Source organism: Lysinibacillus sp. DFXJR4 (assembly GCF_057196045.1).
The window spans coordinates 86,899-101,491 of record NZ_JBXUNW010000017.1 but is presented as its reverse complement, the minus strand read 5'-3'; the positions used below and the strand labels follow the sequence as shown (position 1 = coordinate 101,491).

General features: G+C 36.6%; 14 protein-coding genes, 1 tRNA gene and 1 rRNA gene. 14 read left to right on the top strand and 2 right to left on the bottom strand.

Annotated features, from left to right (window positions below; translation table 11 throughout):
• From rrf to tsaD, 6 genes are all read left to right on the top strand, one after another.
• Positions 1 to 76, top strand: a 5S ribosomal RNA gene (gene rrf, locus AC2CGN_RS21870); the annotation flags it as partial.
• A 466-nt stretch (positions 77 to 542) separates the two neighbouring features.
• Positions 543 to 618, top strand: a tRNA-Asp gene (locus AC2CGN_RS21865).
• Positions 619 to 1,700: 1,082 nt separating this feature from the next.
• Complete coding sequence (tsaE, locus tag AC2CGN_RS21860) at positions 1,701 to 2,150, top strand: tRNA (adenosine(37)-N6)-threonylcarbamoyltransferase complex ATPase subunit type 1 TsaE (RefSeq protein ID WP_484516201.1); 450 nt, start codon at positions 1,701 to 1,703, stop codon at positions 2,148 to 2,150.
• Positions 2,147 to 2,854: a tRNA (adenosine(37)-N6)-threonylcarbamoyltransferase complex dimerization subunit type 1 TsaB gene (tsaB, locus tag AC2CGN_RS21855; RefSeq protein WP_484516199.1), complete on the top strand. Its 708-nt coding sequence runs from the start codon at positions 2,147 to 2,149 to the stop codon at positions 2,852 to 2,854. Before tsaE ends, tsaB begins: the two co-directional genes overlap by 4 nt.
• Positions 2,847 to 3,299: a ribosomal protein S18-alanine N-acetyltransferase gene (gene rimI, locus AC2CGN_RS21850; protein WP_286927245.1), complete on the top strand. Its 453-nt coding sequence runs from the start codon at positions 2,847 to 2,849 to the stop codon at positions 3,297 to 3,299. The genes tsaB and rimI overlap by 8 nt, the downstream gene beginning before the upstream one ends.
• Positions 3,299 to 4,315, top strand: coding sequence for a tRNA (adenosine(37)-N6)-threonylcarbamoyltransferase complex transferase subunit TsaD (tsaD, locus tag AC2CGN_RS21845; RefSeq protein ID WP_429983226.1), 1,017 nt, complete (start codon positions 3,299 to 3,301; stop codon positions 4,313 to 4,315). The genes rimI and tsaD overlap by 1 nt, the downstream gene beginning before the upstream one ends.
• Positions 4,316 to 4,737: 422 nt before the next feature.
• Here the strand turns inward: tsaD and abc-f are convergent, their stop codons facing one another.
• The gene (abc-f, locus tag AC2CGN_RS21840) at positions 4,738 to 6,678 is read right to left on the bottom strand and encodes a ribosomal protection-like ABC-F family protein (RefSeq protein WP_484516196.1); all 1,941 of its coding nucleotides are present in this window, start codon (positions 6,676 to 6,678) and stop codon (positions 4,738 to 4,740) included.
• Between the two features lie 245 nt (positions 6,679 to 6,923).
• On the opposite strand from abc-f, the gene AC2CGN_RS21835 reads away from it, so the two are divergent.
• The 3 genes from AC2CGN_RS21835 to tatC all read left to right on the top strand — a co-directional run bounded on the left by AC2CGN_RS21835 (position 6,924) and on the right by tatC (position 8,748).
• On the top strand, positions 6,924 to 7,559 hold the full coding sequence (locus AC2CGN_RS21835; protein ID WP_283869784.1) for a redox-sensing transcriptional repressor Rex: 636 nt from the start codon (positions 6,924 to 6,926) through the stop codon (positions 7,557 to 7,559).
• Between the two features lie 165 nt (positions 7,560 to 7,724).
• Positions 7,725 to 7,910, top strand: a complete 186-nt coding sequence (locus AC2CGN_RS21830; protein WP_283869783.1) for a twin-arginine translocase TatA/TatE family subunit — start codon at positions 7,725 to 7,727, stop codon at positions 7,908 to 7,910.
• Positions 7,911 to 7,926: 16 nt separating this feature from the next.
• Positions 7,927 to 8,748 (top strand): twin-arginine translocase subunit TatC, encoded by an 822-nt coding sequence (gene tatC, locus AC2CGN_RS21825; RefSeq protein WP_484516194.1) that lies wholly within the window; start codon positions 7,927 to 7,929, stop codon positions 8,746 to 8,748.
• A gap of 81 nt (positions 8,749 to 8,829) precedes the next feature.
• Here tatC and AC2CGN_RS21820 read toward each other — a convergent pair whose 3' ends face one another.
• Positions 8,830 to 9,594, bottom strand: a complete 765-nt coding sequence (locus AC2CGN_RS21820) for a CPBP family intramembrane glutamic endopeptidase (protein WP_429983224.1) — start codon at positions 9,592 to 9,594, stop codon at positions 8,830 to 8,832.
• 173 nt (positions 9,595 to 9,767) lie between these two features.
• On the opposite strand from AC2CGN_RS21820, the gene groES reads away from it, so the two are divergent.
• From groES to AC2CGN_RS21795, 5 genes are all read left to right on the top strand, one after another.
• Positions 9,768 to 10,052 (top strand): co-chaperone GroES, encoded by a 285-nt coding sequence (gene groES, locus AC2CGN_RS21815; RefSeq protein WP_054771925.1) that lies wholly within the window; start codon positions 9,768 to 9,770, stop codon positions 10,050 to 10,052.
• A 124-nt stretch (positions 10,053 to 10,176) separates the two neighbouring features.
• Positions 10,177 to 11,808: a chaperonin GroEL gene (gene groL, locus AC2CGN_RS21810; protein WP_286927240.1), complete on the top strand. Its 1,632-nt coding sequence runs from the start codon at positions 10,177 to 10,179 to the stop codon at positions 11,806 to 11,808.
• A gap of 272 nt (positions 11,809 to 12,080) precedes the next feature.
• Positions 12,081 to 12,557, top strand: coding sequence for a hypothetical protein (locus AC2CGN_RS21805; protein WP_484516191.1), 477 nt, complete (start codon positions 12,081 to 12,083; stop codon positions 12,555 to 12,557).
• Positions 12,558 to 12,601: 44 nt separating this feature from the next.
• On the top strand, positions 12,602 to 13,090 hold the full coding sequence (locus AC2CGN_RS21800; protein ID WP_429988186.1) for a PH domain-containing protein: 489 nt from the start codon (positions 12,602 to 12,604) through the stop codon (positions 13,088 to 13,090).
• Positions 13,062 to 14,477 carry a PH domain-containing protein gene (locus AC2CGN_RS21795; RefSeq protein WP_484516189.1) on the top strand — a complete coding sequence of 472 codons (1,416 nt, stop codon included), beginning with the start codon at positions 13,062 to 13,064 and terminating at the stop codon, positions 14,475 to 14,477. The genes AC2CGN_RS21800 and AC2CGN_RS21795 overlap by 29 nt, the downstream gene beginning before the upstream one ends.
• The last annotated feature ends 116 nt before the right edge of the window (positions 14,478 to 14,593 follow it).

Sequence of the window (14,593 nt, the reverse complement as noted above, 5' to 3'; positions counted from 1 at the left end):
CGAACACGGAAGTTAAGCTCTTTAGCGCCGATGGTAGTTGGGGGCTTCCCCCTGTGAGAGTAGGACGTCGCTAGGCATTTAAAAAGCCAAGGATTAATTCCTTGGCTTTTTTATTATGGTTGCAGAATGATAATAACGTGTTTAAAAAATTTCGAGCGAGTTACACTGTTGATCTTTCATAGATGTTTATAAAAGGATATTCTCATTTATAGTTGTGTCTTACTCATAATAGATATGGATACTTTTATTAATATTAATTTTTATATTAGAAATACCTTGAGTAAAATTTGTGCATTTAAATTTAAGAGCAGTTCAAAAAAGGATTGTTTCTTTTAGAGATTTAAATGGTTTAATGGATGTACTTTCTGGCTTTAATTTATCGACCAGAAAAAATATAAAAAAATGGAAAATGTTTTAAGTGATGATGATAAGCTGATTTTGAACTTGCGACCAGTTATTATTTCGTAATCTATTACAACTAAAGTGATAAAAAAGATTGCATGTATAGTTTCTCTATGATATATTTATTAATGTCTTAGAAAGGTCCCGTGGTGTAGCGGTTAACATGCCTGCCTGTCACGCAGGAGATCGCCGGTTCGATCCCGGTCGGGACCGCCATTTTAAATGTTAAATTTGCAGCTCTTATGATTTTATTAATCATAAGAGCTTTTTTTATTTGAGTATTAAATGCCAATATGAAATTTATGGTAAATATAGCCCGTTAAATAGATAGAAGAATATTTCCTACATGTGTAAGTTCTTGTTGATTTACATGCCTCCAGTAAAATAGAGCTTGATCATTGTTTTGAATCAAGGAGATTTTTGTGAATGTGGCAAAATGAAGGTAATTTCTTTTCCTAAATTTTATTGGGCTATACTAGCTTTTTATTTTGTCGAATACATAAGGAAATCTTTATTTTAAGGGGGGATTGCTAAATTGAAGTGTACAAATGCATGATTGATTAGTATTTTTGCTAGATAGAAATCAACTTATACTTAATAGAATGACTGTCGTAGATTATGAGTAGACTTGCCGTATAACTTGTTTCGTTTTACCATAGGGCAAATAGAATACTTAATTTATGAACATAAATGCTTCTTCCATAAAGGAGACGTGTTTTTAACTTCTTTCAGCAAATGTTTTTTGTATCGAAAGCATAGTGGCAGATATTTTATGCGCGTAAGTGTAGCGGCAGATAAGAAACCTCCCACCTCTATAGGTGGCGAGATGAATGCGAATTTAAGCTACTATCCAGTGGGTGTCCAAACCCGCTGAAATAGCGGAACTCAGTCTAAGAACGCCACGTCCTGTGGCAATTTAACTGTGCGAAAGCGAAGCGACAGCAACAACAACAACAACAACATACGACTGAGTGACAACATCATGTTGCTTCGTTAACACTGTGCTTTCGCACGAAAAAACATCTGTTGGCCTAAAGCCTCCAGCGGATGTCATGGAATTGAAAAGGAATTAGTAAAGGATGTTCGCCTAAAATCATAGGTTCCATGCGATAACGGCTAACTGACCTGCATCAATCAGGTCTAAGTACAAAGCCGATTCAGGATGCAATTATGCTAAGGCATAATTGATCTTTCTGTGTGTACTTAAATTAATTTTTTAAGAATCATTGGATGCTTTGAACATTTACGCTTGTTTCGGTAAACTAGAGATAATGTAGCTTGGAAAGGAAAAAGACATGATGTATGAAATAATAATGAACTCACTGGATGATACTGAAAGCTTTGCATTGAAACTTGCCAATTTACTAGAAGCCCGGGATACGATAACGTTGGAGGGGGATTTGGGTGCCGGGAAGACGACATTTACAAAAGCCTTAGCGAAAGGGCTAGGTGTAAAGAGAACGGTAAATAGCCCAACATTTACGATTGTGAAACAATATGAAGGACGTTTACCATTCAATCATTTAGATGTTTATCGATTAGCTGAAAGTGACGAAGATCTTGGATGGGATGAGCTATTTTACGGAGATGCTGTATCAGTTGTAGAGTGGGCACATCTAATTGAACAAGATTTACCACAGGAGCGTTTAGGAATAGAGATTTACCGAATCGAGGAAAATCAACGACGATTTGTGTTAACACCTCGTGGAAAGCGATATGAGGCATTATGTGAGGAGCTAATAAAATGATTTGGTTAGGGATTGAAACAGCGAATGCACCGCTGTCTATTGCTGTTGTAAGGGATGGGCAAGTGATTGCAGAGATTGTACAAAATATAAAATTAACACATTCAGCAGGAGCGATGCCTGCTATTGAGGATGTACTTGCACGAGCCAACATAAAGCCAAGCGAGTTAGATGCAATTGCGGTATCTGAAGGGCCAGGTTCCTATACAGGGGTACGAATTGGTGTAACACTGGCCAAAACACTAGCATGGACACTGCAAAAGCCTCTAATTGGGATATCAAGCTTGAAAGCATTAGCTGCAAATGCCGCTTTATATGAAGGATTTATCTGCCCAATTTTTGATGCGCGAAGAAATAATGTATATACGGGAGTTTATAGGGGTTCAGAATTAGACACTATTTTGGATGACTATCATGATCATATTGATGGCTTATTAGCACGTTTAAAAACTCTGGAGGAACCTATTTTGTTTGTTGGAGCCGATGTAGCTGTTTTTTGGTCTAGGATTGTAGAAGTACTAGGTGATGATGCCCGTCGTGCACCTTTTAGTTATGATTTGCCTCGAGCAAGTGAAACAATTCGATTAGCATCAACCTTAGAGCTACCTTGTGTGGAGGCAGTTCATCACTTTATTCCACAATACAAACGTATTGCAGAGGCAGAGGCAAACTGGCTAAAGGAGCAGAAGGAGAAAAGGGATGAGTAGTAATATAACGTACCGTAAAATGGTTTCTGATGATGTTCCGGCTGTATATGCAATCGAGCTTGCTACATTCCCAACGCCATGGACGCTAGATTCTTTTTACTATGAAGTACATGAAAATCAATACGCACATTATGTGTTAGCTATAGATGAAGAGGATCACATTATTGGTTTTTGCGGTATGTGGATGGTAGTAGACGCTGCACAAATTACGAATGTTGCTGTTATAGAGTCAGCTCGTGGCCGTGGGATTGGTGAAGGATTAATGCGAGAGGCTATGCGAATTGCGCAACAGAATGAGATGGAAATCATGAGCTTAGAGGTGAGAGTAACGAATACCGTTGCTCAAAATCTTTACCGAAAGTTAGATTTCCAAGATGGTGGCTTACGAAAAGGCTATTATACAGATAATGGGGAGGATGCCCTTGTTATGTGGGTGAATTTATAATGGATAATCAAATAATTTTAGCAATCGAGTCGAGCTGTGATGAAACAGCAGCAGCAATTATTCGAAATGGCTGTGAGATTGTTTCGAATGTTGTTGCATCTCAAATAGAAAGTCATAAACGATTTGGTGGGGTTGTACCTGAAATTGCGTCCCGCCATCATGTTGAACAAATTACGGTGGTCATTGAAGAAGCCCTAGCACAAGCAAATATAAATCCAAGTGATTTAGATGCAGTTGCTGTAACAGAGGGACCAGGTCTAGTAGGTGCATTGTTAATAGGAATTAATGCTGCAAAGGCCTTTGCCTTCGCTAACAATTTACCGATTATTGGTGTTCATCATATAGCAGGTCATATTTATGCAAATGCACTTGTCCAGCCAATGGAATTCCCACTTTTAGCACTTGTTGTATCGGGAGGCCATACCGAGCTTGTGTATATGAAGGAACACGGCTCTTTTGATGTCATAGGTGAAACGCGAGACGATGCAGCAGGTGAAGCTTACGATAAGGTTGCACGTGTTCTAAACTTGCCATATCCTGGAGGACCACGTATTGACAAGCTTGCACAGGAGGATTGTGAGGCAGTATCCTTTCCAAGAGTTTGGCTAGAAGAAGATTCGTATGATTTTAGCTTTAGTGGCTTGAAATCGGCAGTAATTAATTACAAACATAATATGGATCAACGCGGTGAAAAAATATCTCCTTCTGCTGTTGCTAAAGGCTTTCAGGAGAGTGTGGTTGAGGTATTAACAGCAAAAACACTACGTGCCGCACGTGAATATAAAGTGAAACAAGTCATTGCGGCAGGAGGTGTGGCAGCTAATAAGGGCTTGCGTACATCGCTTGAGAAGGTTTTTGCTGAAGAGGGCATTCCATTTTTTGTTCCTCCATTAAAGCTATGTACAGATAATGCTGCGATGATAGGGGCAGCAGCTACACCAATGTTTGAAGCAGGTATACGGGGAGATTTAACGATGAATGGTCGCCCTGGAATGGAGTTGAAATCCTGGGTGTAATAAAAGAAAGAGGTGTCATAGATTAAATTCTATGATACCTTTTTTTGATATGTGAAAAAAATGTAGAAATATTACATGGTGAGCATTGATGAATTGACAAATTTTTCAGATAATTATCCACAGGTTGTGAGGGAATAGAAACAACGAACATCCGTACTTATGCACAAAATGTTGATAACCTGTGCATAACTTGTGGTTATTCTATATATAGTAGCATGTTTTTCACATAAAACTGTGAGTAAAATAATTTGAATCTGTGGATAATGTGGAAAAGTCTGTTGATATGTTGGTATTACTAGATTCTTTGTGTGCATAAAGCTGTGGGCAGTTTTTGTCGAAAAATAGCACTTGACCAATATATATGAAATATAAACGTAGGTAAAGAAAAAAGCCATGTGTCAGGTACATGGCTTTACATCTAGCTAGACAATGATATTTTCAAGTTCTTCATTAAGTTCGAGCCACTCTAACTCAAATAGCTCATGTTGTTCTTTAGCAGTGGATAATTCCTCTTGAAGCTGTAAGATTTTCTCATGGTTTGTGAAAATTTCTGGATCACAAAGTTCAGCTTCTAAATGGGTTATTTCTGCAATTACCTTTTGCATTTTATCTTCCAGTTCCTCAATTGAACGCCTTATTTGACGTTCTCGTTTTTTTGCCTCTTTATCAATTTTAGAGGTTGAGACTTTTTCTGTTACATCTGTTTGATCCTGAGATGTAGCAGCCTTCATTTGCGCGAGTTCTAATAGTTCCTGTTTCTTTTCAAGATAGTAATCATAGTCACCTAAGTACTCGAAGGAACCGTCACCAGATAGTTCAACTACTTTCGTAGCGATTCGATTAATAAAATATCTGTCATGTGATACAAATAATAATGTTCCAGGATAATCAATCAATGCATTTTCTAAGACCTCTTTGCTATCTAAGTCTAGGTGGTTAGTAGGCTCATCTAAAATTAAGAAATTTGCCTTTTGCATCATTAATTTAGCAAGAGCAAGCCTAGCCTTTTCACCGCCAGATAAAGAGGATACAGCTTTATCTACATCCTCACCACTAAATAGGAAGCGGCCTAGAACAGTCCGAATATCCTTTTCATTCATTAATGGCCATTCGTCCCAAAGCTCTTTTAAAACACTTTTATTGCTTGTGAGCTTTGCCTGCTCCTGATCATAGTAACCAATTTGAACATTTGTTCCATAACGAATTTCTCCAGAGAGTGGAGATAAATCTTTTACAATAGTTTTTAATAGAGTGGATTTACCTACGCCGTTTGGCCCGACAAGCGCAATTCGATCTTCTCTATAGGTACGCAAATGAATGCCACTTGATATTTTTTTAGCATTATAACCTATTGTTAAATCATCCACAGATAATACATCATTTCCACTTTGACGATCAATTGTAAAACCAAAGCTTGCCGATTTTTCATCGCCATCAGGAGATTCCATCCATTCTGTTCGTTCTAACATCTTACGGCGACTTTGTGCCATCTTTGTGGTAGAAGCACGTGCAATATTTTTTTGAATAAACTCCTCAAGCTTGGCTTTTTCATCTTGCTGGCGTTCAAACATTTTCATATCACGCTCATAATTTTTCGCTTTTCCATCCAAATAAGCACTATAATTACCTGTATATTTTGTTACACGATGACGTGAGACTTCATAGACAATCGATACAACCTGATCTAAGAAATAGCGATCGTGGGAAACAATAAGAATCGCGCCTTCATAGCCTTTTAAATAAGATTCCAGCCAGGATAGCGTTTCAATATCTAAATGGTTAGTAGGCTCATCTAGTATTAAAAGATCTGGTTTACTTAAGAGAAGCTTAGCAAGTGCTAAACGAGTTCGTTGTCCCCCTGATAATGAGCGAATGGATTTTTCGTAATCCTCAGGATAAAACTGCATGCCATGAAGCACTGAACGGATATCAGATTCATATTGATAGCCACCTGCATCCTTAAAATTATGCTGTAATTGATCGTACTCAGACATTATTTTGGCATATAAAATAGTATCTTCATAAACTGCTGGATCAGCCATTTGTTGTTCTAGTGAGCGAAGGGTCTTTTCTTGTGCCAAAAGCGGTTCAAAAATGGTTAGCATTTCATCCCAAATCGACAAGGTTGAGTTTAATCCAGCGTGCTGCTCTAAATAGCCGATTTGTATGCCCTTAGGAATAATAATATCGCCCGCATCATATGACATTTGACCAGCAATTATTTTTAGTAGAGTAGACTTACCTGCGCCATTTCGTCCTACTAATGCAACGCGATCACGATGTTGAACTTCTAACTTAACGCCACTTAATATTTCATCTGCAAGGAAGGATTTATATAGTTGATTGACCTGTAAAACAATCATTCTTGACACCTCAATTCTTTCTTAGTGTAATGGATGAACGATGTGCTTGCAATGTCGATGCTTTACTTATTCCGAGCTGTCATGTAAGATTGAAACGATTTCCTTTTAGTTAGTGGCGTAAATGGCGCCATTAACTAAAGGGAAATTCTCCAATTAGAAATAATAAACTTTGTAAGTAGTTCAATAAGCATGTATCATTTAAAATATGTTTAGGCGAATTTTGATACATACAAGGAGGAAAAATTTTGAAACAAGAATTAAAAATTCCACAAGCCACTACTAAAAGACTTCCTCTTTACTATCGTTTTATCCAAAACTTTGCGCACGAAGGCATGGAACGAATTTCATCGAAGGAGCTAAGTGAGGCGATGAAAATAGATTCAGCAACCATTCGCCGTGATTTTTCTTATTTTGGTGCACTTGGGAAAAAAGGATATGGCTATGATGTTCAACATTTATTAAAATTTTTTAGCCAGACGCTGGATCAACATGAAACGACAAAAGTAGCGTTAATCGGTGTAGGGAATTTAGGTAGTGCTCTATTAAAATATAATTTTCAAAAGAACCATAATACACATATCGTTGTAGCATTCGATTCTAAAGCTCCAAAGGATGGCAAAATGATTAGTAATATCCCTGTTTTTCACCCTGATCTATTGGAGGAAAAATATGCAGAATATGGCGCTGAACTAGCCATTTTAACAGTTTCACCACGCTCAGCACAAAAGATGGCTGATCGTCTAGCGGCCATGAATGCTAAGGGTATCTTAAATTTTACCCCAGAGCGCATTACTGTCCCAGATAAAATGCAACTCTTAACAATAGATTTGTCTGTCGAATTACAGGCACTTATTTATTTAATTCGTAATCAGGAAGAGTGAAAATAATACATAATTCCAAGTATAGTTCACAGTTTCTGTCAAATAGAAATATGAAATAAAATAAGAAGTAATCTATAAGAGTGACGAAAAACTTTCACATATAATTAGTTAGCAAAATGGCGAAATATGCGTTAAAATGATGGATATAAAGAGGAGGTGGCTGAAATGGGTCCAATAGGTCCAATGAGCCTCATTATTATCGGAGTTGTCGCGTTACTAATTTTTGGCCCTAAGAAATTACCAGAGCTTGGTAAAGCATTTGGTTCAACACTACGTGAATTCAAAAATGCTACTAAAGGTTTAGCCGACGATGAAGATGATGATAAGAAAAAGAAAGAACTAGATAAGTAAGTTAGGATGTTGAGGAATGAATCCAAAAGATCTAACTGTTATTGAACATATAGAAGAATTAAGAAAGCGGCTTTTCATTGTTGCCGTTTTCTTTGTTCTTGCTATGATTGCAGGCTTTTTTGTTGCAAAGCCAATTGTTAAATATCTTCAAATTACTGGGGAATCCTATAATATAGAGCTCCATTCATTTGATGTAGTGACACCACTTTCAATTTATATCCAAGTTATTTTTTTAATATCATTTATTGTTTCTTCGCCGATATTGATGTACCAAATGTGGGCATTTATAAGTCCAGGACTAAGGGACATAGAACGAAAAGCAACCTTAAAGTATATTCCGTATTCGTTTTTATTGTTTTTAGCAGGGTTGTCCTTTTCTTTCTTTTACTTCTTTCCTTATGTCCTAAAATTTATGATGAGTTTATCGAATGAATTAGAGGTACTGCCGACAATTGGCATAAAGGAGTATTTTTCATTTTTATTTAGACTTACAATACCATTTGGTTTCCTTTTCCAATTGCCGGTAGTAGTCCTATTCTTTTCACGTATCGGAATGCTATCACCTGAAATACTAGTTCGTTTTAGAAAGTATTCCTATTTTGGTTTGTTTGTATGTGCTGCCATAATCGCTCCACCTGAGCTGGCTTCACATTTAATGGTTTCAGTACCTTTGTTTGTTCTTTATGAAATTAGTATTATGATTTCGCGTATTGGCTATAAAAAATATTTGAAATCAGAAGAAATGCGATTAAAAGAGGAACAGGAAGCTGAGCAAAAACGGCAGGTTGAAGAGGCTCTTGAAAAGCAGCGACGACAGATTGAAGAATTAAATCAATAAATAATAGAAGCTCGATGCATGTGTATTGAGCTTTTTATTGTAAAGGAAAAATCAGTGGGAAAAAAAGCTCCCACTGATTTTTTATTGCATTTTTTGTAGTTCATCAAGCAACTTTTGTAACTGTTCTGCATACACTTGTACAAGTGTCACAAAACCATTCAGCATGACGTGGGCGATAATGGACGTCCAAATGCGTTTTGTCTTGTGGTATAAGAAGGCAAAAATTAATCCACAAATTGTATAAAGCAAGATATGTGAAAAGTCCCTATGAATAAGAGCAAAGAAAATAGCACTTACTATTGCTGCTATCCAGAAATTTGTTGTTTGGACAAGCGATCCAAAAATAACACGGCGGAAGACGAACTCTTCTAGGATTGGTCCAAATACGACAATTGCCAATATCGCAATAGGAGCACCTTTAGCAATAGCGACAATATCAGCCGTGTTTTGCGAACCACCTTGGATACCAAATACAGCCATTTCAATAGCTGCGCCAATCATTTGGCCGATGAAAACTAAGAAGAAACCAATAATTCCCCACATAATTGATAGTGGTATCGTTTCTTTCTTTCCCTGATAAATATCCCAAAACGTTTTATCGCGGGAGGTTAGGAATAAGCTAAGGATTAATGCTATGGCGAAGCTTAGTGCAATATACCAGCCTTGTGTAAGTGGAGCGGCTTGTGCACTAGCTAAACCAGTAGTACTCATAACAAGCTTGTGAAACGGTTCTATCAGCCATTTGCCTGATATTTGCATGAGGATATAAATCAATAAAACATATAGGGCTGTTTTTTTATGTTTAATTACTTTTTGAGAATTAGTCACAGTCAAAATCCTTTCCATTCATTATGCTACCTTTCTATTGTAGAGGAATTTGGAAAGAAAACAAAATTTTTCGAAGTTCTGACTTGCAAAAAAAAGTGTGATTGATTATCATAATAATTGTGTTAGCACTCAACTAGATAGAGTGCTAATAAACTCTCAACAAACATTTAATTATTAGGAGGTTGTTTCACTTGTTAAGACCACTAGGAGATCGTATTGTAATTGAACTAATCGAGGTAGAAGAAAAATCTGCATTCGGTATTGTACTGCCAGACTCTGCAAAAGAAAAGCCGCAAGAGGGTAAAGTTGTAGCAGTTGGGACAGGTCGTGTGTTAGAAAACGGACAACGTGTAGAGCTTGACGTTAAAGTTGACGACCGCATTATTTTCTCAAAATACGCTGGTACAGAGGTTAAGTATGAGGGTAATGAATACCTAATCTTACGCGAAAGCGATATTCTTGCAATTATTGAATAATTCAATGCTTTAATAAAGCAATGCCTATAATGATTGTCACATATGACAATAACAGTATGGTGAAATTGATATAAATATATTGATGAAGCTTAACGAATATTCCATTTCAGGAGGGTAAATTCAAATGGCAAAAGATATTAAATTCTCAGAAGAAGCTCGTTCATTAATGTTACAAGGTGTAGATAAATTAGCAAACGCAGTTAAAATTACATTAGGGCCAAAAGGGCGCAATGTGGTTTTAGAAAAAAAATTCGGTTCACCGCTTATTACTAATGACGGTGTAACAATTGCAAAAGAAATTGAACTAGAAAACCCATACGAAAACATGGGTGCAAAATTAGTAGCAGAAGTTGCTTCTAAAACAAATGAAATCGCAGGTGATGGTACAACTACTGCGACAGTTTTGGCACAAGCAATTATTCGTGAAGGCTTGAAAAACGTGACGGCTGGTGCAAACCCTGTTGGTATTCGTAAAGGAATTGATAAAGCAGTTGCTGCTGCACTAACAGAATTACACGCTATTTCTCGCCCTGTAAGCAATAAAGATGAAATTGCACAGGTAGCTGCCATCTCTGCTGCTGATGATGAAGTTGGACAACTTATTGCTGAGGCAATGGAGCGCGTTGGTAACGATGGTGTTATTACAATCGAAGAATCTAAAGGCTTCACAACAGAGCTTGATGTTGTAGAAGGTATGCAATTTGACCGTGGCTATGCTTCACACTACATGGTAACTGATACAGATAAAATGGAAGCGGTTCTTGATAACCCATACATTTTAATTACAGATAAAAAAATTACAAACATTCAAGAAGTATTACCATTATTAGAACAAGTGGTACAACAAGGTCGTCCACTTTTAATCATTGCTGAAGATGTTGAAGGGGAAGCTCTTGCAACACTTGTAGTAAACAAACTTCGCGGAACATTCAATGCTGTAGCTGTTAAGGCACCTGGATTTGGTGACCGTCGTAAAGCGATGCTTGAAGATATCGCCATTCTAACAGGTGGTCAAGTGATTACAGAAGAATTAGGCTTAGACCTTAAATCTGCTGATATTACATCACTTGGTCGCGCTGCGAAAGTGGTTGTAACAAAAGACAATACAACAATCGTAGAAGGTGTTGGCGGTGCAGATGCAATTGAAGGCCGTATTGGTCAAATCCGTGCTCAGCTTGCTGAAACAACTTCAGAATTCGATAAAGAAAAATTACAAGAACGCCTTGCAAAATTAGCAGGTGGTGTAGCAGTCATCAAAGTTGGTGCTGCAACAGAAACTGAGTTAAAAGAACGTAAACTTCGTATTGAAGATGCACTGAACTCAACTCGTGCAGCTGTTGAAGAAGGTATCGTATCAGGTGGTGGTACTGCACTTCTTAACGTGTACTCAGCTGTTGAAAAGGTGGCAGATACAGAAGAGGGCGATGTAGCAACAGGTGTAAAAATCGTTTTACGTGCATTAGAAGAGCCTGTTCGCCAAATCGCAAACAATGCTGGACTTGAAGGCTCAATCATCGTGGATCGTCTAAAACGTGAAGAAATCGGTGTAGGCTTCAATGCAGCAACAGGTGAATGGGTGAATATGATTGAAGCGGGCGTAGTAGACCCAGCGAAAGTAACTCGCTCAGCTCTACAAAACGCAGCATCTGTAGCAGCACTATTCTTAACAACAGAAGCAGTTGTAGCAGATATTCCAGAACCAGCAGCTCCAGGAATGCCTGATATGGGCGGTATGGGTATGCCTGGCATGATGTAATCAATCGCTTTAGCCCTCAATATAAAATAGGGTAAAAAAGGCGAAATGCTAACATTTTGATAATATAATGGATTTAATAGAGGCTTTTCATTAGTTGTGTAAACTTTTGAGAAGCCTTTTTTCATTTCTTCATCTTTTAGAGAGTAATTAAGAGTTTATGGATTCCTCTTAGTTACTAACTGGAAAAATATCTAAATTTGTAGTTCATTTGATATGGTTTTTACCGAATATTAAAGTAAGAAGCTCTTTTAATATTGAAAGGAGGAAAATAGATGCGCATTGAATATAACCAATATCATCAGCCAGTCACTGATCATAAACTAACAAATTCAGCAACACAAGCAATTGAAGAGGAAAAACAATTGATGCAGAAGCAAAAGAGGGAGCAAGAACTAGAAAGGCAAAAAAAGATAGCAGAGCAACTAAAGAGAGAAACTGAGGCTGCCAAAGAGCGAGTGAAGGCAGAGGAAGACGCATTAAAAATTTATACAACATGTTTAGAAATTGCAAGACGTATTTCCTCCGGAGATAAAGTTCCAACGAAGGATCATCAATTTTTAATCAAGCATGACCCAGCATTATATGGGAAAGCGCTGACGATGCGTATACCTAAAGAGGATCCCAAGGAGTACAAACAATTGTCTGAGGATGAGGAGAGTCAAAATAAGCAACAGTCAGGTATATCTGAAGGAATAAGCGAGCCGTCGAGTCAGGATAATTCAAGCTCAATGGTAGATATAAAAATTTAAGTTATGTGTTATACCTTTCATGAGGACAATGGAGATGAAAAGTTGTGCAAAAAGTAGAAAAAGCATCAATTGTTATATGGCTTTTAAGTGATTTACAATATTGTATAAAAAGATTATTGGTCATTTTAATAGCTTATTATTTATTCCAAGATTATGAGTTTGTACGGAAAATATGTATACTTGCTTCTATGTATTATACAGTGCAATTTCTTTATGAAGGGCTTATGAATATTTTTTATTATAAAAATTTCCGATATGTAGAGGATGAAGAAAGGATTCAAACATTCAAAGGAGGTATCACTATTCGTCATAGTACCATTCCCATTCGACGTATACAGCATGTAAGTATTACCCAAACATTTTATGCTCGTTTATTTAATTTATATAGTGTAGGTATATATACTGCTGGTGATTATCATAGTATCCAATTTGTGAAAAAGGATGCGGCAGAGATATTAAAAGAAAATATCACTATGTTCTTGATTGAGAAGGGAATAGACCAAGATGAACAAGAAAAGAGACCATGTTCTTGAAATTATATATATCAATTATGACATCATTAAAGAGAGAATATATCCTATATTTGTGTTGATTCTTGGCTTGATTGGCGTTAATCAATTTTACGAAAAAATATTAAATATAGGATTTTTGTTGCTGTGTGGACTAATTATTATTTCTTCTATATTGCTTTGGCATTATAAAAACTTTTCTTTTGACAAGCAAAAAATTGTTATTGCCGAAGGTGTATTTGCTAAAAAATATCATGAAATTCCTATTAATCGTGTAAAATCTATTCGGATTTCAGATTCATTTCTAAAGCGAACTGCGGGTGTGTCGAATTTTAATATTGAATTAATCGGAGGAGATGAATTTATCTTTGTTTTAACAAATAAAGAAATTGTGAGAATAAAAAATGCTCTTTTTCCTTCATATGAATTAATGCAGCCTAAAAAGTCGAGGCAACGTATATCATTTTTTCAAAGTTTGTTGCTAGCGACAGCCGACTGGAAACTATTCCTTGCCTCAATGTCCATCACAATGATTTTGCTTAATTTTTCTTCCAAGCTAGTAGGTTTTTGGATAGAAGGATGGGATACTAATGCAAGCCGAATAGGGTTTAAAGAAGCATTTCAATTTATTAAGGAGATATCCTGGCACGACATGCTCTCATTAGTATTGATGTTTTTTATACTTTTCATTGTATCGATTTTGGTGTCAGCGATTTATATAATGATAACATATTGGAGCTTTCATAGTGAGAATGTTGGAAAGTATATACATATATCCTATGGTTCGTTGAATAAAAAATCTGACCAAGTTCCTTTAAATGAAGTGCGGTCTGTGCAAATTTTACAACCTCTATTTTTTCACTTATTTGGCTATGTACAAATTAGAGTTAATGTGATTGGTAGTGATGGGAGTATACTTTTATTTCCTATATTAAAACAGGAGCGCGTGTCAGAATTTATACAACAGCAGTTGCCCATATTTAAAGTTGAACCAATGCAAGAAAAAGTGAAATCATCTGTATTACCTGATTATTTATTGAGCACAACTTGGTTTCCTACATTAGTATGTTGTGCTTTTTCGTATATTCATCCTTATTTTCTGTACGGTTTATTGTCTTTAATATTTTATTTATACATAGGGTATATGCGTTGGAAACATGCAAGCTTAATAGTTGATGAACATTATATTCGCCATTCGGGCTATAATTGGTTCCAGGCATTTCATATGGTTACTTTGTTGCCCTATATTCAGCACACAGCAGTAAGTCAATCCATTTTTACGAAGGGAAGAAATGTTGCGAGCTATGAGTATTCGTTATATGCAGAGGATGGAGATGAATCATATGGTTGTTATGGATTGGACGCACAATATCAAGAGTCCTTTTTAAATATTGCTCAAAATAATAAATAAGACTGTCCCTATTATCGATAAATCAACCGCCTGCTCTCAAGCTTCCAATTTGAGAACAGGCTTTTTTTGTGCTTACTGAAAATGTTGAAAGCTATTAAATTAATTTTCCTGTTGTT